The following is a 20,233-nucleotide window of genomic DNA, read 5'->3' as shown; positions in this document are numbered from 1 at the left end:
GACCTGGAGGACGTCGTGGGGGTGGGGAAGTTTTCATGAAAACTTCCCCACCCCATCCGCACACCGGCACACCAACGCCCGCACAACGTCCTTTCGCGTTGTCGCCCAATGTTCGCCAATAGGTTGCGCGCTGGTCACCTTCGCTTACGCTCCAAGCCGTTCTCGAACAGCCTGGAGGTCCCAGTGGCTCCCGAACGTCGACTCCTACCGCTGCTCAACACCGGCGGACGTGCCCGCGTCACCTGCCGGTACCGGTGCGGTGACCAATGCGCCGAACATCCACCGAACACGTCGGACAACACCTACTTCGGGCAGGTCTTGGGGCAGGTCCTGAGCCGCCGCGGCCTGCTCAAGGCAGGCGCGGTGGCCTCCGCCGCGCTCGCCGTCCCCGCGCTCGCCTCCCGTGAAGCCGCCGCCGCGACGGGTCTGGACTTCGTCCCGATCCGGCCCAACACCGAGGACGCCGTGGTGATCCCGGAGGGGTTCCAGCAGGAGATCGTGATCCGCTGGGGCGACCCGATCCTGCCCGGTGCCCCCGAGTTCGACTTCGACGCCCAGACCCCGGAAGCGCAAGAGCGCCAGTTCGGCTACAACAACGACTTCTGCGCGCTGCTGCCGTTGCCCGACGGGCGCAGGCTGATGGTCAACAACCACGAGTACGTGACCGAGGAGTTCGTCTTCCGCGGATACGACCCGGAGAACCCGACCGAGCAGCAGGCGAAGATCTCCTGGGCCGCGCACGGGCTTTCGGTGGTCGTGCTGGAGGACCGGAAACCCGTGATCGACCCGCTGAACCGGCGGATCACCCTCAACACCCCGTTCGAGCTGCGCGGACCCGCCGCCGGGAGCGACCTGCTGAAAACCCCCGCGGACGCCACCGGCACGCGGTCGCTGGGCACCATGAACAACTGCTCCGGTGGTGTCACCCCGTGGGGCACGATCCTGTCCGGCGAGGAGAACTTCCACCAGTACTTCGCCCACGCCGACGGCGTCACCGACCCCGTCACCCGGGAACGCCTGGCGCGCTACGGGATCACCGGCGACGCGACCGACCGCAAGTGGGAGCGGTTCGACCCGCGCTGGGACCTGTCTCAGCAGGTCAACGAGCCCAACCGGTTCGGCTGGATCATCGAGCTCGACCCGCACGACCCGACCTCCACCCCGGTCAAGCACACCGCGCTCGGCCGCTTCAAGCACGAGGGCGCCAACATCCGCCTCCTCGACGACGGCCGCGTCGCGGCGTACATGGGCGACGACGAGAAGTTCGAGTACATGTACCGGTTCGTCTCCGACGAGAAGATGAAGCCCGGCAGCAGCGGACTCGCTCGCCGGCACAACACCTCGCTGCTGGACTCCGGAACCCTGTCCGTCGCGAAGTTCACCGGCGACAACCCGACCGAGATCGACGGGACCGGGAAGCTGCCCTCCGACGGCGAGTTCGACGGCGTCGGCGAGTGGATCCCGCTGGCCCACAACGACACCAGCTTCGTCGACGGGATGAGCGCCGAAGAGGTCTACGTCTTCGCCCGCCTGGCCGCCGACAGGGCAGGCGCCACCAAGATGGATCGGCCCGAGGACGTGCAGCCGCACCCCACGACCGGGCGCGTCTACGCGGCGCTGACCAACAACTCCGATCGCGGCACCGAAGGCGAGGCGCCCGCCGACGAGCCGAACCCGCGCAACACCAACAAGCACGGCCAGGTCATGGAGCTCGACGACGACCCGGCCGGCGTGCGGTTCAGCTGGCGGCTGCTGCTGGTCTGCGGCGACCCCGCCGACCCGTCGACCTACTTCGGCGGGTACGACAAGTCGCAGGTCAGCCCGATCACCTGCCCGGACAACGTCGCCTTCGACAGCCAGGGCAACCTCTGGATCACCACAGACTCCAGCGCCGCTCTCGGCTTCAACGACGGTCTCTACGCCGTCCCGCTGGAAGGCCCGGAACGCGGTCACGTCAAGCAGTTCCTGAGCGTCCCCCGAGGCGCCGAGGCCTGCGGCCCGGTGATCAAGGACGACCTGGTCCTGGTGTCCGCGCAACACCCGGGCGAGTTGGACGGCGCCAACGCCGACAACCCCGTCAGCCACTGGCCCGACGGAGGAACAACCCAACCCCGCCCCTCGGTGGTCGCGGTCTGGCGCTGATCGCAGAGCCCCGCCACGAATCCGGGAGCCGCGAGACCGTGAGGGTCTCGCGGCTCTCGGCCCGCGAAACCCCGCGTCTCAGCGGCCGATCCGCTCGTAGAGCCGCACCCAGGCCTGGGGTTCCAGGTCTTTCGGCAGAGGTGGCAGGTCGCGGAGGTGGTGGCCGGTGGCGTTGCGGATCATCTCGGTGAGCGATCGGCCCTTCGCCTGGTAGACGCCACGGCGAACGATTGGTAGTCGGTTCTGCGCTCCGCAGGGAGGAGCCGACGCCGGGAGATGCGCCGAGTTCGACGACGGGTTCCCGCGAGGGCGTCAACGCGCGCGTCATGCGACGAGCCGCGTCGAGGTTGATCAGGAAGTTCTGGCCGAGTTTGCGGCGCGCGCGATCGCGCGCCGACCTGCGGCGTGAAGACATGGGACTGCTCCTGCATCGCGAGCCGGACGGGAATCCGGGTCTCGCGCGCGCAGGTCGGCGGTGAACTTCCGCAGCATCAACCGCGCGCCGGTGTCGAGACCCGGACGCGAACGGCGACGCGATCTGATCGGCCGTTCCGCCTAGGCGGAACGAGGCCGGATGAAGAAGGCAGCGGAACAAAGCCCCATGTCGACAAAGCTACCGGCGGCCGCCGAACCCCGAAACCGAATTTCCCCGCCCCACCCGGCCCGCAGGGCCCCGGGCAGTTTTGGTCCGAACTGACCGGGCAAAACGGTCTTCGATCATGGACGGTTCGGACCAAAACTGCCCGGGGGTGAGGAGCTCCAGCGCCACGGGCACTCGGCGCCGTTCCGTGCGGTGGTGCTCGGTTCGGCTTGGTGATGCCGGGGGTGCGGTGGTGTCGGGGCGACGTAGACGACTCTGCGTTGCTTGTTCGGTTCTTGTTCACCCGGACGTACCGGGGACATCGCCCGATCTGACTAGCGTTCGAGTGTTCCGACCAATCCCATGGAGGTCCGCTTGTCTTCCCGACCGGACAGCGGGCGGGTCATCCCGCTCCCTCTCGCATCCCACCACAGCGCCAGCCGTTCCTCGATCACCTGCAAGTACCGCTGCGGCAACGCCTGCCAGCACGAGGCGCCGAACACCTCCGGCAACGCCTACTTCGGTGACATCGTCGAGTCCGTGCTCAGCCGCCGGAGCGCGCTCAAGGCCACCGGCGCGCTCGCGCTGACCGTCGGCGGCGTCGCCGCGCTCCAGGGCACCGCAGCCGCCGCGCCCCGACCGGTTCCCACCCGCGGCGCCGTGCCCGGCACCGACTTCGCGCCGGTGTCGCCGAACACCGAAGACGCCGTCGTCATCGCCGACGGCTACCGGCAGGGCGTGGTGATCCGCTGGGGCGATCCGGTCGTCGAGGGCGCCCCCGAGTTCGACTTCGCCAACCAGAGCTCGGCCGCGCAGGAGAAGCAGTTCGGCTACAACAACGACTTCGCCGAGCTCATCGCCCTCGACCGCACCGGCTCCGAGCACCTGCTGGTGTGCAACCACGAGTACACCACCGAGGAGCACATGTTCCTCGGCTACGACGAGAACAACCCCACCGAGGAGCAGGCCCGCATCGCCTGGGCCGCGCACGGTCTTTCGGTGGTGCTCGTCAAGCGCCAGGACGACGGCAGCCTCACCCCGGCATCCAGCCGCTACAACCGGCGCATCACCCTCAACACCCCGTTCGAACTGCGCGGGCCCGCCGCCGGCAGCGACCTGCTGAAGACCTCGGTCGACCCGACCGGCACGACCGTCTTCGGCACCCAGAACAACTGCGCGGGCAGCCTCACGCCGTGGGGCACGATCCTGTCCGGCGAGGAGAACTTCAACCAGTACTTCGCCAACGCCGACGCGGTCACCGACCCGGTCGCCAAGGAGCGCCTCGGCCGCTACGGCATCGAGGGGATGGCCAGCACCCGCAAGTGGGAGCGCTTCGACAAGCGCTGGGACATCGCGCAGGAACCCAACGAGGTCAACCGGTTCGGCTGGATCGTCGAGATCGACCCGCACGACCCGTCCTCCACCCCGATCAAGCACACCGGCCTCGGCCGCTTCAAGCACGAGGGCGCGGCGATCCAGATCGCCGACGACGGCCGCGCGGTGGCCTACACCGGTGATGACGAGCGCTTCGACTACATCTACAAGTTCGTCTCCCACGGCAAGGTCAAGCAGGGCACCAGCGCGTTGGCGCGCAGGCACAACATGACCCTGCTCGACGACGGCACGCTCTACGTCGCGAAGTTCACCGGCAACAGCCCGGCGGGCGAGATCGACGGCACCGGGAAGCTTCCCTCCGACGGCGAGTTCGACGGCATCGGCGAGTGGATCCCGCTGGCCAGCGGCGACGAGTCGTTCGTCCCCGGTTTCACGGCCGAGGAGGTCTACGTCTTCACGCGGCTGGCCGCCGACCAGGTGGGCGCGACGAAGATGGACCGGCCCGAGGACATCCAGCCCAACCCGGTCAACGGCAAGGTCTACTGCGCACTGACCAACAACAGCAACCGCGGCAGCGAGGGCAACGCCGCTCCGGACGAGGCGAACCCGCGCGTCGGCAACAAGCACGGTCACGTGCTGGAGGTCGACGACGACACCACGGGCACCCGCTTCGGCTGGAAGCTGCTGCTGGTGTGCGGCGACCCGAACGACGCGGGCACCTACTTCGGCGGGTTCGACAAGACGAAGGTCAGCCCGATCTCGTGCCCGGACAACGTGGCCTTCGACCGCCACGGGAACCTGTGGATCTCCACCGACGGCAACGAGCTGGACTCCAACGACGGACTGTTCGCGGTGCCGGTCGACGGGCCGGAGCGCGGTTTCGTCAAGCAGTTCCTGACCGTGCCCAAGGGCGCCGAGACCTGCGGCCCCGTGGTGCGCGACAAGCTGGTGACCGTGTCGGTGCAGCACCCGGGCGAGCTCGACGGGCACAGCGCGGAGAACCCCGGATCGCACTGGCCGGACGGCGGCACCTCGCAGCCGCGTCCGTCGGTCGTGGCGATCTGGCGAGAAGACGGCGGTGAGATCGGCCGCGGCTGATCCACCTTGCGAGCGCGGGGGTCCCCGGCCACACGGCCAGGGACCCTCGTTGCGCTCTCGGGCCCGGAGGTCGGCCCTGGCGTTGCGCGGGGGCACCCCCGGGGCATCCCAATTTCGCGCGAAATTGGGATCCTCCCCCGTGCTCGGGCGAGTCTTCGCAGTTCAGGGGACGTTCTCGAGCCAGGGTGATTCCAATTTCGCGCGAAATTGGGATCACCCTGGCTCGGGTGGAGTTCGAGGTCAGTCCTGGCGTTGCGCGGGGGCGGCGCGGAGCGCGATGACCGTGAGAGCTGCGGCGATCATGACGATGCCGACCACCCAGAGGCCGGTGCGCTGGGATCCGGTGACGTCGGCCAGGGCTCCGGTGATGTACGGGGCGGCGAAACCGCTGATGTTGCCCAGCGAGTTGATCAGCGCGATGCCGCCCGCCGCCGCGGCGCCGGCGAGGAAGTTGCTGGGCAGCGCCCAGAAGGTCGGTAGCGCGGCGCACACGCCAACCGCGCAGATCGTCACCGCCACCATCGCCATGAACGGGTTGCCCAGGTAGAGCGCGATCGGGATGGACACGCCGCCGAGCAGCATCGGCAGCGCAACGTGCCACACCCGCTCGCGGGTGCGGTCGCCGTGCGCCGCCCAGATCACCATCGCCACCGCACCGATCACGTACGGAACCGCCGTGACCAGGCCGGTTTCCATCGTCGACAGCTCGGTCCCGTACTGCTGCTCGAAGCCGTTGACGATCGTGGGCAGGAAGAAGCCCAGCGCGTACAGGCCGTAGGCGATGCCGAAGTAGACGAACGCCAGCGCCAGGATCCGCGGGTGCGTCAACGCCTTGCGCAGCGGCCACGCGTGCGCCGACTCGGTCTCGGCGCGCTCGGCCTCCAGCTGGCCGGACAGCCACTCGCGCTCCTCGGCCTCGAGCCACGTGGCCTGCTCCGGCCGGTCGGTCAGGAAGAACCAGGTGGCCACCGCCAGCAGCATCGCCGGCACGCCCTCGACCAGGAACATGAACCGCCAGCCGGACAGGCCGAGGAGTCCGTGCCCGCTGCTGATCAACGCGCTGGAGACGGTCGCGCCGATGGCGCTGGAGACGGGGACGGCGGCCATGAACAGCGCGACCGCCTTGGCCCGCTGCACGGCCGGGAACCAGTACGTCAGGTACAGGATGATGCCCGGGAAGAACCCGGCTTCGGCGATGCCCAGCAGGAATCGCAGCACCACCAGCGTCGTCGCGTTGGGCACGAACGCCATGACGGTGGCGACGATCCCCCAGGTGATCATGATCCGAGCCAGCCACTTGCGGGCGCCGAAGCGGTGCAGGGCGAGGTTGCTCGGCACCTCCAGCACCAGGTAGCCGAGGAAGAAGATCCCCGAGGCGAAGCCGAAGACCGTCGCGGTCATGCCCAGCTCGTCGTTCATCCCGTTCGGCCCGGCGAAACCGATGTTCACGCGGTCCAGGTAGTTGACGAAGTACAGGAGGCACAAGAAGGGCATCAACCGGACCGCGACCTTGCGCAGGATCCGGTTCTGCATCTCGGCGGAGACGACGTTGGCGCTGCTCACCGGAAGGGCATACGCGCCCGCCACCCACCCGGTCAAGACCGGACCGGAGGATGGGACGGCCGGTGACCTGCGTGAAATGCGCCACCTGTAGCGTTAAAGACATGCCCGAACGCCCGATTGCCCTGGTCACCGGCGCCTCACGAGGCATCGGGGCCGCGGTCGCGCGTGAGCTGTCCACCACACATGACCTGTTGTTGGGCGGCCGCGACACCGACGCCATCCAGTCCCTGATCGACGAACTACCGGGCGCCGCCCGCGCGTGGCCGGTCGAGTTGACCGACCAAGCCGCGCTGGCCGACGCCGCGACCGACATCGAGCGCGTCGACGTCCTGGTGCACTGCGCCGGACTCGTCGAGCTCAACACCATCGCCGACGCCACCGGCGATTCCTGGCGGCGCACCTTCGAGGTGAACCTCTTCGCCGTCACCGAGCTCACCCGCCTGCTGCTGCCGCAGCTGCGCGCCTCGAAGGGGCACGTGGTGCTGGTGAACTCCGGTTCCGGCCTGAACCCCAAGCCGAACTGGGGCGCCTACTCGGCCAGCAAGTTCGCGCTGCGCGCGTTCGCCGACGTCCTGCGGGCCGAGGAAGCCACCAACAGCGTGCGCGTGACCTCGGTGTTCCCCGGCAGGACCGCGACGGACATGCAGCGCACCGTCCGCGAGCAGGAAGGCGGAGCCTTCGAGGCCGACCGCTACCTGCGCCCCGAGTCCGTCGCCCGGCCGATCATCTCGGCCGTGCACGCCACGCCGGACTCGCACCTCACCGAGATCATCGTGCGCCCCGCCGCTGCTTGATCTTCCACACCGAGCCCCGGACCTGCGCGGTCCGGGGCTCATTCGTGTCCTGACCCGGTTGGTTCGGTGGGTGGGGAAGTTTTCATGAAAACTTCCCCACCACTCAACCCCTGACGTGCTGGGCGGCGGTGCGGGCCGCGGCCTGGACCGTGCGGCGGTCGACGCGGGTGGGTTCCCGGTCGCTGAGGACCTCCTCGCCGGCCACCCACACGTCCCGCACGCTGCGAGAACCCGCCGCCCACACCACGTTGGACAGCACCTGCTCGTCGGGTGCGTCGAGACCCGTTGCGAACGCCGGGTTGTCGACGTCGAGGTGCACGATGTCAGCCCACCGGCCAGGTTCCAGCACGCCGATGTCGTCGCGGTGGAGCGCCTCGGCGCCACCCCGGGTCGCGGCCAGCAGCGCCGCCCGGGCGCTGAGCGCGGTCGCGTCGCCGGTCACGGTGCGCGCGAGCAGGCCCGCGAGCTGCACCTCTTCCCACAGGTCGAGGTCGTCGTTGCTGGACGGCCCGTCGGTGCCCAGCCCCACCGGGACACCGGCGCTGAGCAGCTCGACCAGCCGTGCGGTGCCGGAGGCGAGCTTGGCGTTGGAACCCGGGCAGTGCGCGACGCCGACGCCGCGACGCGCGAAGAGCGCGATGTCCTCGTCGCTGAGGTGCACGCCGTGCGCCGCCACGACGCGGCCTTCCAGCACGCCGAGCTTGTCCAGCAGCGCCGGAACCGAGCCGTACTCCTCGCGCTGGACGACGTCCTCGGTGAGGGTCTCGGCGACGTGGGTGTGCACGAGGGCGTTGCGCTGCTGCGCCGACTCGCCGATGGTCTGCAGGGCCTCGGTGGGCAGCAGGTAGGCCGAGTGCGGGCCGTAGGCGAGCTCGACGCGCTCGCCGGGGCCGAAGCGCAGGCCGTCGGCGTCGATCCAGCGGTCGATGGTCTTGACGGCACCGCGCCAGCCACCGAGCGCCTCCAGCGCCGGGGTGTCGATCACGGCGGAGGCCAGCACCGCGCGGGATCCCACCGCCAGCGTCGCCTCGACCATGGACTCGGCGATGAAGTACATCTCGGCGCTGGTCGTGATGCCCGCGCGCAGCATCTCCACGCAGCCCAGCTCCATCCCCGCCCGCACGTCGGACGGCCGCAGCCTGGCCTCGGCCGGGAAGATGACCTCGTTGAGCCAGCGCAGCAGCGGGAGATCCGCGCCCATGCCGCGCAGCAGCGTCATCGGGCTGTGGGCGTGCGCGTTGATCAGACCGGGCAGCAGGATCCCGACGCACTCCCGGACGACGGCGTCGTTCGGGCGTTCCGGTGCGCCCTGTCTGGGCCCGCAGTAGCTGATGCGGCCGGTGTCCTCGACGTCCACCACGGCGTCCCGGATGACCGAGCAGGTCGGGTCGCAGGGCAGGACCATCGGTGCGTGCAGGCGGAGTGCGGTCGGCATGACGGCATTCTGCCGCACCGCTTTCCACGCTCGGACGACCTCGGCGCCGTGGCCCCGACCGCCCAGCTCACCGCCTCCGGCGTTGGCCGAAAGGTCGACGGCGCGCTGGCCGATGGGCTGATCTCCGAGCCCTGATCGCTGGCCTGCGGGCCGATACCGGTTTCCGGCCTGGTGGACGAACCTGGAACCAGGCCGCAGCGAGGCCCCGCCCCTTAGGGCAGGACCCCGATGGGCCAACCGAATGATCAGGGAAAACATCCCCGGCTGGCCGATCCGCGCAGGCCCTGGCAACAGCCACGCTGGGAATGACGAACCCGAGTCGGGGAGGTTCACCATGTTCGAAACGACGATGACCGCAATCGCCGCCGCGATCGCCATGCTGGCGTTGCTGCTGATGGCGCTGAGCTCGGTGCTGCCGGATCTGCTGGAGAACGGCAATCACGGCGAGAGCACCGGCCGCTTCAGTCCTGGGGCAGGTCCGTGCCCAGACACCGGCGGCTCATCCGGGCCAGAACGTCGTAGCGGGGCCGATTTCGCCCTTCTGGAGACGCGGCCTGCTCAGGCGCGACCGGCGCTCGGCGCCCGGTTACCCGCGCCTCCGGCGCTGGTGGATCGTCCGCTCCGCTTCTGGCCCGGTGGGCCGCGGTCCTGCTCACCGTGAACGCCGGCGCCGAACCGCTGGGACGCCGTCCCGCGCGCAGCCACTCGAGCCGGTGCAGGGCTTCGCTGTGGTGATCGGTGATGGTCACGCGGGCGGCGTCGAAGGAGTGCAGGACGGCCCGGTTGATCTCGACGATCGCCCGGTCCCGCCACAGGCTGCGTTCGGTCGAGGTGTCCATGCCCAGGCGTTCGGCGACCTGCCGGGTCTGGCCGTAGGCGTTGTCGTCCGCCAGGCCGCGGGTGCCGATCTCGGTGCCCACGAACCAGGTGTTGAACGGTGCCGCCGGGTAGCGGATCCCGCCGATGGTCAGCTGCATGTTGCTGATCAGCGGAACGCTGTGCCAGCGCAGTCCGAGCTCTTCGAACCAGCGGTAGTCGGGGTGCTCCAGCGGCACTTCCTGGACGACGTCGCGCGGCACCGGGGCGAGCTTGACGCCCTCGTGCCGGGTCTCCACGACCAGCGGCAGGTGGTCGAAGCGCCCGCGCTCGGCCGGGGGTTTCCACCCGAGGCGCTGCGCCTGCGAGGTGAAGCCCTGGTAGCGGGCGTCGCCGAGCACGCCGCCGCCGGCCAGCGCGTAGCCGGCGTAGCGGACGACCTGCTCGTTCCAGATCTGCGGCCCGGGGGCGTCGGGGGAGTCCGGGGCGAAGACGGTGACCAGGGGCTGGATGCGGCCTGAGTTGGTGGCCAGCCGGAGGTGCTCGAAGCACTCGCTGGCGATGGCCGAGGCGTTGCGCAGCCCGCGCAGGTCGCGGACCTTCAGCCGCCGCCAGGGCAGGCCGCTGGTGCACCAGCCGCTGTCCCGGAGCGCGACGCGAGCGCCGTAGGCGAGCTCGGCGGTGGTGTGCCGGTAGGTCCCGGTCTCGGCGATGCTGCGGCGGACCTCGGCGAGCCGATCGCGCAGCGAGCCTGCTCCGGAGTGGGCGGAGTGGAACGAGCGCAGGAATTCCTCGGCGGCCGATTCCGACGGGGTCGTCTGACTCGGGGTGAGTTCCTCGCGAATAGCCGTCACGCCGCGCAAACGTAGTCGTGAAACCTGCTCACTCGGCAGCCCGTGATCTGTCCTCTTTCCGGTGATCTTGGCTCGCCACGAATGAGTGGTCAATGACGTGATGTAACTAGTTTCGACGCGATTGACGGATCCCTTGATCGACCATTCGAGTGAACATCTCGGTCGATCAAGGTTCGTCCACGTGGAGTCAGACCCGCTCGTAGATGAGGTCGTGGATCTCGCGGCCCTCGTCGTGCGCGCGGTTCTCGAACTTCGTGACCGGACGCCACTCGGGCCGCGGAGCCCAGCCGCCGGGCTCGTCGGCGTAGCGGTTGCGCAGCTGCGGTTCGGCCTCGCACACCTCGAGCATCTGCTCGGCGTAGTTCTCCCAGTCGGTGGCCAGGTGCAGCACGCCGCCCGGCCGCAGCCGCGAGGTGATCAGCTCGACCGATCCGGGCTGCACCAGGCGGCGCTTGTGGTGGCGCTTCTTCGGCCACGGGTCCGGGAAGTAGATCCGCACCTCGTCCAGCGAGCCGGGCTCGACGTGGTCGCGCAGCAGCACGACGGCGTCACCGCGCAGCAGCCGGAGGTTGGTGGCCTCCAGCTTCTCGGCGCGCAGCATCAGCTGGGCCAGGCCGGGCTTGTAGACCTCGACCGCCAGGTAGTTGACGTCCGGCTGCGCGGCGACGAGCTGCGCGGTCGTCTCGCCCATGCCCGAACCGATCTCCAGCACCACCGGGGCGCTGCGGCCGAACCAGGACTCGACGGCCAGCGGCCCCTCGGGCAGCTCGGTGACGTCGGAGCCGAGCTCGGGCCAGTAGCGGTCCCAGGCCCGCTGTTGCCCGACGGTCATCCGCTCGCCTCGCTGGACGTAGCTGACGACGGTGCGGCGGAACGGAACCTGCTGGTCAGAGGAACTCACGAGGAAGAATTATCGCAAACCGGCGACAGCCCCCGCGTGCAGGCCCGGCCTCGCAGGCCCGGCGATGGCTCACGTCACCAGGCCTCGACCTGCGGGAGCAGGGACAGCAACGTGGCGGTACTGGTCGGCACGGGCAGCGGTTCCGCGTCCCGGTAGGCGGGCACGACGTTCAGGTAGCCCTCGTGCTCGTCGGTCAGGACGACCGCGGTGGGCATCTTGACCGTGCCGTAGTCGGACGGCGCGTACTCCCAGTACCCGGCTTCGCTGATTCCGGCCCAGGGCACGAAGACCCATCCGGGCCGGGCGGAGAGGACGGCGTGCACCTCGTCCTCGACCTCGAAAGCCGCAGCGCGCGAAGCGATGTCACCCCGGTCGAGCGCGCGCAGCCACCACGGAGCGGGCAGCCTGCGCTTCGCCCCGTTGAGCTTGCGGAACAGCTCCAGGACCTGGCGCTCGGACGCGGTGTGGATCCAGCTGCCGCGGAGGGACGCGGGTGACGCCGCCTCCGTGGCGGGCGGGTGCGCTTCGGTCGCCAGCGACCACTCCAGTCGCGGGACCGGTTCCAGTTGGACGTCGTTGCCGACGCGCTTGGGGCGGATGTTCCCTCCGCGCGTTGCCTCGACCAGTGCAGGCTCTTGTGAAGACAGCATGTGGCCCACTCCTCATCGTGTGGAGAAAGACGCGAGCCGAACTACTCGCCCACGGCCAGCGCATGCCCCCAAGCGACGCTGGTTGCGGGACAACTTCTCCTTAATGCCTTACCACAGCCAAAACGACGGATGAGACATCCATGTAAAATGTGATCGCAATCACAGACAAAACTCGTTCGGTTGACCTAGTGGACGTTGGCTCGACAACACGAGCCCAGGCGGTTGGAGTAGAGGCGTGCCGGACCAGACGTTCCAACGCGTGGAGATCAACGGCGGGGTCGTGGTGGGTGTCGACACCTCCGCCTCGTCGCTGCGAGCCCTGACCGTGGCCTGCGAGGAGGCCGAGCGGCGCAACGCCGTGCTGCACGTCGTGCGGGCCTGGAGCATGCGCACGGCTCCCCGCCCCGCCGACTGCCCGCCGAACGCGGTCCCCAGCACCGAGGCCTTCCAGCGGGAGGTGGAGCGCGAGACGGCGAACCTGGTCGCGAGCAAGGTGGGCGACCCGCCGAAGGTGACCGCCGAGATCCACGTGGTCCACTCACCCTCCCCGCAGGCCCTCCTAGCCGCCTCCAGAGGCGCGGACCTCCTGGTGGTGGGCCACAGAGGCAGAGGAGGCTTCGCAGGCCTCATGCTCGGCTCAGTAGCCGAACAATGCGTCCGCCACGCAGCCTGCCCAGTACTGGTGGTCCGCCCACAGGTCTGAGAAGAAGACCACAAGAGCACGTCAGGCAAACGGCGAAGCCGTTTTCTCCTTGCCCCACCTGAGCAACGCGCACCGCCGGGGGTTCTGAGCGGCGCTGTGGCGAGCACGCCGCGACGCCGCGTATTGGCATACATCAGGAGTGGCGCGCGGAGTCCACAGCGCCGCTCAGGTTCCCCTACCCGCACCGCCAAGCAGGATGACCACGGAGTCGTGTCCGTAAACAGGACCACGCCCAGGACAGAAGGCGAGCCGAGGAACGGCCGCGACAAAGCGAAAAGAGAAAAGAGAAAAGCACAGGGCCCGGGCCATCCCCCGAATGACAGCCCGGGCCCTCCCCCGTCCCGACCGCCGGCGCCCCCGAGCGCTACTGCAGTCGGTCGTCTTTGGTTGTGCTTCAGCGTTCTCGAATCACCGGGTGATCCTTCGCTGACCCACCGTGTCCGATGTGACCCGGTGCGATCGGGGTGCCGATGGCGACCGCTCGATCTTGCAGGTGATCCTATCGGTCGGCGTGATCAGACTCTCGGCCGGGCTCGGTAACGTTTTGCGATCCCGGGCCCAGCTGGGGATTCCCCGGTTTGATCAAGGTTTTCGGGTTCCATGATCAAATCCGCTGGTCAGGCATCGCGCCGGTGCGTCACGGCCAGTCCGATCACCCAGACACCCACCGTGACCGCCGCGAAGTACGCGAGCGCTCCCCAGGGCCCCAGGGGCATCTCGATGGCCATGCTGCCGCCGCCCGACAGGAAGTGGTCGGCCATCACGAAGGGCATCCACTGCTGGACGTCCGGGCCGATCTCGGGGATCAGCGCGACGAGGTTCTCCACGAGCAGCGACCACAGCAGGAGCAGGGTCACCGCGCCGGCGGTCTGGCGCAGCAGCATGCCGACGCCGACGGCGAGCACGGCGGAGAGCGCGAACACGGGCCCGATCCCGGCGACCTGGCGCCACTGCTCGGCGGTGGTGATCGCGAGTTCGCCGGACTCGGGGTGCAGGAGCTTGGAGACGCCCCAGGAGCCGAACGCGCCGACCTCGCCGATGATCAGCGCGAGGACGCCGACGACTCCGGTCTTGGCCAGCAGCACGGCGGTTCGGTTGGGCACGGCCTGGAAGGTCGCGCGGATCGTGCCGAACCGGTACTCGGTGGTGATCGCGAGCGCGGCCAGCACGAGCGTCACCATCAGCCCGAACTGGTGGCCGAACTGCGTGGTGCTCAACGCGATTCCGTCGGAGTAGGCGGCGATGAGCGCGGTGAAACCGATGGGCAGCGCCAGCGCGAGGAACACGCACCACCACGGGGAGCGGGTGGAGAAGAGCTTCATCCGCTCGACGGCGAGCAGGGTCATCGGGCCACCCCCTGGGCGGTCAGCTCGGTCGCCTGGCCGAGCGCGGTCTGGTATTCGACGGCGTCGCTGGTCATCTGCATGAAGGCGTCCTCGAGCGAGCCGCGCTGGGCGGTGAGCTCGTGCAGCACGATCTGGTGCTGGGCGGCGAGTTCACCGATCTGCTCGGTGGTGGCGCCGTCGACGACGAGCCGGTCCGCCTCGGAGGTGCGGACGGTGAACTGCTCGCCGAGCAGCTGCTGGAGCTGCTGGGCTCCCGGCGAGCGGACCAGCACCGAGGTGCTGCCCGCGTTGTCGACGAACTCGGCGGTGCTGCACTGGGCGATCAGCTTGCCGCGGCCGATGACGACGAGTTCTTCGGCCGTCAGCGCCATTTCCGACAGCAGGTGGCTGGAGACGAAGACCGTGCGCCCTTCGGCGGCGAGGCCCTGCATGAACCGACGGATCCAGTGGATGCCTTCCGGGTCGAGGCCGTTGACGGGTTCGTCGAAGAGCAGCACCTCGGGGTCGCCGAGCAGCGCGGTCGCGATGCCCAGGCGCTGCGACATGCCCAGCGAGAACCCGCCCGCGTTGCGCCGGGCGACGTCGGTGAGGCCGACCTGCTCCAGGACCTCGTCGACGCGCTGCATCGAGATGCCGTTGGAGCGCGCCATCCACCGCAGGTGCGCGCGGGCGGAGCGGTTGGGGTGCACCCACTTGGCGTCCAGCAGCGCTCCGACGGTGCGCAACGGGTTGCGGAGGTCGCTGTAGCGCTTGCCGTTGATGTGCACTTCGCCGGCGGTGGGGTTGTCCAGGCCGAGCATCATCCGCATCGTGGTGGACTTGCCCGCGCCGTTGGGGCCGAGGAACCCGGTGACGTGGCCGGGTTTGACGGTGAACGACAGGTCGTCGACCGCCACCTTCTGGCCGTATCGCTTGGTGAGGCCTTTCGCCTCGATCATGATCACTCCTGTTGCTGGGACGCGGAGCTGTGCCGGTAGTAGTGAACCGGCTTCGAGGATGACGCACCTCAGGGTTGTCCCCGAGCGGCACCCCTGTCCCAGGGGCCCGACCCGCAGATCGGGTCCACAGTGGATCTCTCAGCGGAAGAGGCGGTCCAGCTCCGCGGCCAGGCCGTCCTCGGCGACGGTGCCGATGGTCGCGTCGGCTGCGGCGCGCAGCTCCAGTGGCGCCTGGCCCATGGCGACCCCGCGAGCGGCCCAGCGCAGCATCTCGAAGTCGTTGGTGCCGTCGCCCGCCGCGAAGGTGTGGCCTTCGGCGATGCCGAGTTCGGTGCGCAGCTTCTCCAGCGCAGCGCCCTTGGACAGGCCCTCGGGGACCACGGTGACCCACGGCTCGTAGGTGTCGACGGTGATCGTGCATTGCGGCAGCCGGACGCCGGCGACGGTCTCGGCGAGCTCGGCCGGGTCGTGCCCGGTCCACTCGGCGATCAGGCGCGGCACCGGCTCGGCGGTCAGCTCGCCGACCGGCGTGAGCCGCTGCGGCCCGTGCAGCTTCTCCGGGTCGAACGGGGCGGAGACGAGGTTGCCGATGCCGACGTCCTCCGCGGCGAAGATCGCGCCGGGCAGGTGCTCCTGGAGCACGCGCAGCGTCGGGGTCGCGTCGAACGAGGCCACCGACACCGGCTCGCGGCGAGCCACGTCCGCCAGCACCGAGCCGTTCGAGCACAGTGCGAATCCGCTGGTCAGCGACAGCTCGTCGAGCACGGGGAGGACGCCCAGGAAGGTGCGGCCGGTCGCCAGGACCAGCTGCGCGCCTGAATCCACCACGCGCCGCACGGCGGCCTTGACCGCATCGGAGATCGTGTCGGTGTCCGGGTTCAGCAAGGTTCCGTCGATGTCGAGGGCGACGAGTTCGGGCTTCAGATCAACGCTCACCTCCGCAGGCTAGCCGCGCGGGCGGGAGGGCCGGGCGGTGATCGCTCATCAGTCCTCTGTGGACTGATCCCGTGGCGTGGGTGCGGCGTGGCAGGATGGGGCGGGCGGGTTCCCGGGAAGTCCGGATCGTCCGAACCGCCGGAAGGGCATCGAGCGCGTTGAGCACGGCACCCGAGCAGCAGAGCTGGCCAGGCCCGTTGTCGGCCTCGGTGGCCCGGCTGTGCGCGGGACTGCAGCCGGAGGTCTCCGAGCGGACCGCCGAGGGCTTCGCCGAGGTGCTGGACCGGCTCGGCGCCCCGCTGCAGGTCGCCGTCGCCGGGCGGATCAAGTCCGGCAAGTCCACCCTGGTCAACGCGCTGATCGGGCGGCGGGTGGCACCCACCGACGTCGGCGAGTGCACGCGACTGGTGACGCGCTTCCAGTACGGAACGGTCGACCGCGTCGAGGTCGTCTTCCACGACGGCCGCAAGCAGGCGGTGCCCTTCGACCCGGGCGGCGGCATCCCGGCCGACCTGGGCGTGGACTTCGACGAGGTCTCGCACCTGGAGGCCTACCTGACCAACGCGGTGCTGCGGGACCTCACCGTGATCGACACCCCCGGGCTGGGGTCGCTGGACTCGGCCTCGGTCGCCCGCACCGAGCAGGCGCTGGGCACCCAGCAGCTCGACCCCGTCTCCCGAGACGCCGTGATCGGCGCGGAGGCGGTCGTCTACGTCGTCACGCAGGGCGTCCGAGCCGACGACGAGCAGGCGCTGGCCGCCTTCACCGCGGCGACGGCGAGCCGCGAAGCCGGCCCGGTGAACGCGATCGCGGTGCTCAACAAGGCCGACATGATCGAGGCGGACACCGTCGAGGGCGCCGACGACGACCTCTGGAAGGCCGCCGAGATCCTGGCCGCCAAGCAGTCGGAGCTGCTCAAGCCCAAGGTCGCCGACGTGCTCCCGGTGATCGGGCTGCTCGCCGAGACCGCCGAGACCGGTGGTTTCACGGCCCACGACGCCGAGGCGCTGCGCTCGCTGGCCAAGCTCGACGCCTCGACGCGGGAAACCCTGCTGCTGTCGGCGGACCTGTTCACCAGCTGGGAGTGCGACGTCCCGGCGGGCACCCGCACCCACCTGCTGGAGCGGATGGACCTGCACGGCGTGCGCCGGGCCCTGGACGCGCTGGACGGCGAACCCGACATCACCGCGGGCGAGCTGCGGCGCCGGGTCCGCGACGCCTCCGGGCTGGCGTCGGTGCTCGACCGGCTGGACTCGGTGTTCCGGGTGCGCGCCGACGGCATCAAGGCGGCGGCGGCGCTGGCGTCGATCACCGCCCTCGCGCACTCCTCCGGTGAGCGCGAGGAGCAGCGGAAGGTGCACGACGCGATCGAGGGGCTGCTGGCCAGGCCGGAAGCTCACCAGCTCCGCGTCCTGGAGGCGTTGACGCTGGTCGCGGCCGGCTCGGTGGAGATGCCGCCGGACCTGGCCGACGAGGTGATGCGGGTGGGCGGCAGCACCGCCCCGGCCGAGCAGCTCGGCAGCCAGGGGCTCTCACCCGCCGAGCTGACCGATCTGGCGCTGGAACGCGCCAACTGGTGGCGGTCCTTCTCCTCGTTCGGCGCGACGCCCGCGCAGAGCCGGGTCGCGCACGTGGTGCACCGGGCGTACTTCCTCCTCTGGCAGCAGCTGCGGACCAGGTGATCACGGTGCGGAGCTGGCGGCGACCGAAGAAGTCACCCGAAAGCGGAACCGAGCACCTTTCGGGTTCGTCTGCTCTGGAAGAAGCCGGTGCCCCGGCCTCCGACGCAGACGCCGATCAGGGGACAGACATGACCGCCGTGACCAGCGAAACCGTCATCGACCCGCTCGACCAAGCGGTGACGGACCGGGCCGCGCTCATCCAGCTGTGCGTGTACGCGGTGGATCGCGCCCGCACCGCAGCCGTCGCCGACCGCCTCGCCGAAGGGCTCACCCAGGTCGGGGTGTTCGCACTGCGGCCCGAGGGCGAGCGCTTCGACCCCGCGATCCACGAAGCCGGCGGCACCGCGCCCACCGACGATCCCGCGCTCGACGGCGTCATCGCCGAGACGGAACTCCTCGGCTTCGCCGACCGGGACCGGGTCCTCCGCACCCCGGTGGTCACCGTCTACCAGCTCCGCAGGTGAACCGGTACGTTCGGAGCGCTTGACGAGCCGCACGCAGGACCAACGGCCAGGAGGTGGGGAGATGACGACTCCTGGAGTTGCTGTTGCCGCTGCGCTCCCGCAGCAGGTCAAGCAGACCCGGGACAAGCTGCTCGGCTTCCTTCGGGAAGCCGACCCCGAGGCGTGGGAGTGGGTCGAGCAGGTCCGCCGCAGCCGTCCCACCACGCCGAGCGCCGCGGTGGTCGGCGAGACCAACCGCGGCAAGAGCTCCCTGGTCAACGCCCTGCTGGAGCACCCGGAGCTGTCACCGGTGGACGCCGACGTCGCCACCGCCACCTACCTGCAGTTCGAGCGGGGGGAGCAGTGGGAGGCGCACGCCTGCTACCCGGGTCAGCAGGACCCGGTGCCCTTCGACCTCGACGAGCTGCCGAACTGGACCACCGCGGGCCGCGAACTTCCCGAGGGGCAGCTGCCGCCGCGCTACGTGCGCGTCACCGCGCCCCTGGACGCGCTGAGCCGGCTGACCGTCGTCGACACGCCCGGCGTCGGCGGGCTGGAGGAGCTGCACGGCGAGCTCGCTCGCGAAGCGGCCGCGTCGGCGACCGCGCTGCTGTTCGTCGTCGACGCCTCGTCCCCGTTCACCCGGGGCGAGCTGGAGTTCCTGCAGCAGGTCGGCGACCGCGTGGAGACCGTGCTGTTCGCGCTGGCCAAGACCGATCAGCACCGCGGCTGGCGGCAGGTGCTGGCCGAGGACCGCAGACTGCTGGCCGAGCACGCACCCCGGTTCGCCGAGGTCCCGATCTTCCCCGTCTCGGCCCGCATGCACCTGCGCGCCGCCCAGGCACCCGAGTCCGCCAACGCCGCGCTGCTGCGCGAGAAGTCCGGCGTGGTCGAGCTCCGCGACGAGCTGGAACGGCTGATCGCCGGCCGCTCGGCGATGCTCGGCGAGGCCAACACGATGCGTGCGCTGTCGACCGTGCTGGGCGAGCTGACCGCGAACCTGGAATCCGAGAAGCGCGCGCTGACCGTCGGCGAGGACGAGGCCGAATCGCTGCGCGCGCGCCGGGACGAGCTGGCCACGGCCCGCCGCTCGTCGACCCGCGGCTGGCAGGTCAAGCTGCGCGGCGAGATCCAGCGCACCCGGGTGGAGACCAGCCACGAGGTCAGCCGTCAGGTCCGCGACGTGCAGAACTGGTTTCGCCGGTCCATCGACAGCGCCGGGCGCAAGGACATCGCCGACCTGCCGCGTCAGGTCGACATCGCGTTGCAGATGGTCTCGACCCGCATCGCCACGATGCTCTCGGCCCGGCTCGCGGCGGTCGCCGAGCAGGCGCTCAACGACCTGTTCTCCGCCGAGGAGCTCGACGTGATCCGCTCCCAGTTCGCGCGGGGCGCGCAGGCTCCGATCGTGCTGCGCCCGCCGGACAAGCGGCCGCCGACCGCCGAGGACAAGCTGCTGGTGTTCATGGGTGTCTCCGGCGGGCTCGGCGTGGGCCGCGCGGCGGCGATGCCGCTGACCGGGCTGGGCGTGGCGGTCCTGAACCCGGTCGTGCTGCCGGTGACGATCGTGCTCGGGCTCGGCGCGGGGTGGTGGATGGCCCGCACCCGCAAGCACGCCGCCGACAAGCAGCACCTCAAGCAGTGGCTCACCGACGCCATCGCCGACGCCCGATCAGCGCTGGACCAGCTCGTCGCGGAGCAGCTCATCGAGGCCGAGCAGCAGCTCTCGCTGGCCCTCGACGACGCGCTGACCAGGCGGATCGAGGCGATCGAGGGCGAGCTCCGCGACGTCGACAAGGCCCTGAAGATGGACGCGGCCGAGCGCAGCCGCCGCCTCCAGATCGTCGACCGCCGACTCGCCGAGGCCACCACCGGCCGGGAGCGCGCCGAGCACCTCCTGGCCGGCATCAGGAACCTCCGCGACACGGCCCCCTGACGCGGCCGTTCCCGGTTCCAGTCCTGATTGGGGCCCTTTCGCGCCCGAGATGTCTGGTCAGTGGGGTGGGGAAGTTTTCAT

The 20,233-nt window shown here is 70.1% G+C and carries 15 protein-coding genes; 7 read left to right on the top strand and 8 right to left on the bottom strand.

Annotated elements, in window-relative coordinates:
• Positions 1-183 precede the first annotated feature (183 nt).
• Both ACYVF3_RS06430 and ACYVF3_RS06425 read left to right on the top strand, forming a co-directional pair.
• Positions 184-2,142 (top strand): PhoX family protein, encoded by a 1,959-nt coding sequence (locus ACYVF3_RS06430; protein ID WP_461153266.1) that lies wholly within the window; start codon positions 184-186, stop codon positions 2,140-2,142.
• Positions 2,143-3,097: 955 nt separating this feature from the next.
• Positions 3,098-5,155 carry a PhoX family protein gene (locus ACYVF3_RS06425; protein WP_461153265.1) on the top strand — a complete coding sequence of 686 codons (2,058 nt, stop codon included), beginning with the start codon at positions 3,098-3,100 and terminating at the stop codon, positions 5,153-5,155.
• A 240-nt stretch (positions 5,156-5,395) separates the two neighbouring features.
• On the opposite strand, the gene ACYVF3_RS06420 is transcribed toward ACYVF3_RS06425, so the two are convergent.
• On the bottom strand, positions 5,396-6,688 hold the full coding sequence (locus ACYVF3_RS06420) for an MFS transporter (protein WP_461153814.1): 1,293 nt from the start codon (positions 6,686-6,688) through the stop codon (positions 5,396-5,398).
• Between the two features lie 131 nt (positions 6,689-6,819).
• On the opposite strand from ACYVF3_RS06420, the gene ACYVF3_RS06415 reads away from it, so the two are divergent.
• Positions 6,820-7,512, top strand: a complete 693-nt coding sequence (locus ACYVF3_RS06415; protein WP_461153264.1) for an SDR family oxidoreductase — start codon at positions 6,820-6,822, stop codon at positions 7,510-7,512.
• A gap of 103 nt (positions 7,513-7,615) precedes the next feature.
• On the opposite strand, the gene ACYVF3_RS06410 is transcribed toward ACYVF3_RS06415, so the two are convergent.
• The 4 genes from ACYVF3_RS06410 to ACYVF3_RS06395 form a co-directional block, all read right to left on the bottom strand.
• Entirely contained in the window at positions 7,616-8,947 is a 1,332-nt protein-coding gene (locus tag ACYVF3_RS06410; RefSeq protein ID WP_461153263.1) for an amidohydrolase family protein, read from the bottom strand.
• 461 nt (positions 8,948-9,408) lie between these two features.
• Positions 9,409-10,617, bottom strand: coding sequence for a nitric oxide synthase oxygenase (locus tag ACYVF3_RS06405; RefSeq protein WP_461153262.1), 1,209 nt, complete (start codon positions 10,615-10,617; stop codon positions 9,409-9,411).
• A 187-nt stretch (positions 10,618-10,804) separates the two neighbouring features.
• Entirely contained in the window at positions 10,805-11,449 is a 645-nt protein-coding gene (gene trmB, locus ACYVF3_RS06400) for a tRNA (guanosine(46)-N7)-methyltransferase TrmB (RefSeq protein ID WP_461153813.1), read from the bottom strand.
• Between the two features lie 143 nt (positions 11,450-11,592).
• The gene (locus ACYVF3_RS06395) at positions 11,593-12,168 is read right to left on the bottom strand and encodes a hypothetical protein (RefSeq protein WP_461153261.1); all 576 of its coding nucleotides are present in this window, start codon (positions 12,166-12,168) and stop codon (positions 11,593-11,595) included.
• Between the two features lie 235 nt (positions 12,169-12,403).
• On the opposite strand from ACYVF3_RS06395, the gene ACYVF3_RS06390 reads away from it, so the two are divergent.
• Positions 12,404-12,871, top strand: coding sequence for a universal stress protein (locus ACYVF3_RS06390; RefSeq protein WP_461153260.1), 468 nt, complete (start codon positions 12,404-12,406; stop codon positions 12,869-12,871).
• Between the two features lie 617 nt (positions 12,872-13,488).
• On the opposite strand, the gene ACYVF3_RS06385 is transcribed toward ACYVF3_RS06390, so the two are convergent.
• The 3 genes from ACYVF3_RS06385 to ACYVF3_RS06375 all read right to left on the bottom strand — a co-directional run bounded on the left by ACYVF3_RS06385 (position 13,489) and on the right by ACYVF3_RS06375 (position 16,091).
• Positions 13,489-14,217 carry an ABC-2 transporter permease gene (locus tag ACYVF3_RS06385; protein WP_461153259.1) on the bottom strand — a complete coding sequence of 243 codons (729 nt, stop codon included), beginning with the start codon at positions 14,215-14,217 and terminating at the stop codon, positions 13,489-13,491.
• Complete coding sequence (locus tag ACYVF3_RS06380) at positions 14,214-15,155, bottom strand: ABC transporter ATP-binding protein (RefSeq protein WP_461153258.1); 942 nt, start codon at positions 15,153-15,155, stop codon at positions 14,214-14,216. Before ACYVF3_RS06380 ends, ACYVF3_RS06385 begins: the two co-directional genes overlap by 4 nt.
• Before the next feature lie 138 nt (positions 15,156-15,293).
• Positions 15,294-16,091 (bottom strand): HAD family hydrolase, encoded by a 798-nt coding sequence (locus ACYVF3_RS06375; RefSeq protein WP_461153257.1) that lies wholly within the window; start codon positions 16,089-16,091, stop codon positions 15,294-15,296.
• A 158-nt stretch (positions 16,092-16,249) separates the two neighbouring features.
• Between ACYVF3_RS06375 and ACYVF3_RS06370 the strand changes: the two genes are divergently transcribed.
• From ACYVF3_RS06370 to ACYVF3_RS06360, 3 genes are all read left to right on the top strand, one after another.
• Complete coding sequence (locus ACYVF3_RS06370) at positions 16,250-17,773, top strand: dynamin family protein (RefSeq protein ID WP_461153256.1); 1,524 nt, start codon at positions 16,250-16,252, stop codon at positions 17,771-17,773.
• Positions 17,773-18,237, top strand: coding sequence for a nucleotide exchange factor GrpE (grpE, locus tag ACYVF3_RS06365; protein WP_461153812.1), 465 nt, complete (start codon positions 17,773-17,775; stop codon positions 18,235-18,237). Before ACYVF3_RS06370 ends, grpE begins: the two co-directional genes overlap by 1 nt.
• Before the next feature lie 61 nt (positions 18,238-18,298).
• Positions 18,299-20,152 carry a dynamin family protein gene (locus ACYVF3_RS06360; protein WP_461153255.1) on the top strand — a complete coding sequence of 618 codons (1,854 nt, stop codon included), beginning with the start codon at positions 18,299-18,301 and terminating at the stop codon, positions 20,150-20,152.
• The last annotated feature ends 81 nt before the right edge of the window (positions 20,153-20,233 follow it).

The sequence above is a fragment of the Saccharopolyspora tripterygii genome (genome assembly GCF_054778355.1).
The sequence above is the reverse complement of the archived record's forward strand: the minus strand, read 5'-3'. Positions and strand labels throughout refer to the sequence as shown.

Coding starts and splice junctions, on each gene's coding strand:
- ACYVF3_RS06420 (WP_461153814.1), bottom strand. CDS start 6,688: ATGCAGAACCGGATCCTGCGCAAGGTCGCGGTCCGGTTGATGCCCTTC.
- ACYVF3_RS06415 (WP_461153264.1), top strand. CDS start 6,820: ATGCCCGAACGCCCGATTGCCCTGGTCACCGGCGCCTCACGAGGCATC.
- ACYVF3_RS06410 (WP_461153263.1), bottom strand. CDS start 8,947: ATGCCGACCGCACTCCGCCTGCACGCACCGATGGTCCTGCCCTGCGAC.
- trmB (WP_461153813.1), bottom strand. CDS start 11,449: ATGACCGTCGGGCAACAGCGGGCCTGGGACCGCTACTGGCCCGAGCTC.
- ACYVF3_RS06395 (WP_461153261.1), bottom strand. CDS start 12,168: ATGCTGTCTTCACAAGAGCCTGCACTGGTCGAGGCAACGCGCGGAGGG.
- ACYVF3_RS06385 (WP_461153259.1), bottom strand. CDS start 14,217: ATGACCCTGCTCGCCGTCGAGCGGATGAAGCTCTTCTCCACCCGCTCC.
- ACYVF3_RS06380 (WP_461153258.1), bottom strand. CDS start 15,155: ATGATCGAGGCGAAAGGCCTCACCAAGCGATACGGCCAGAAGGTGGCG.
- ACYVF3_RS06360 (WP_461153255.1), top strand. CDS start 18,299: ATGACGACTCCTGGAGTTGCTGTTGCCGCTGCGCTCCCGCAGCAGGTC.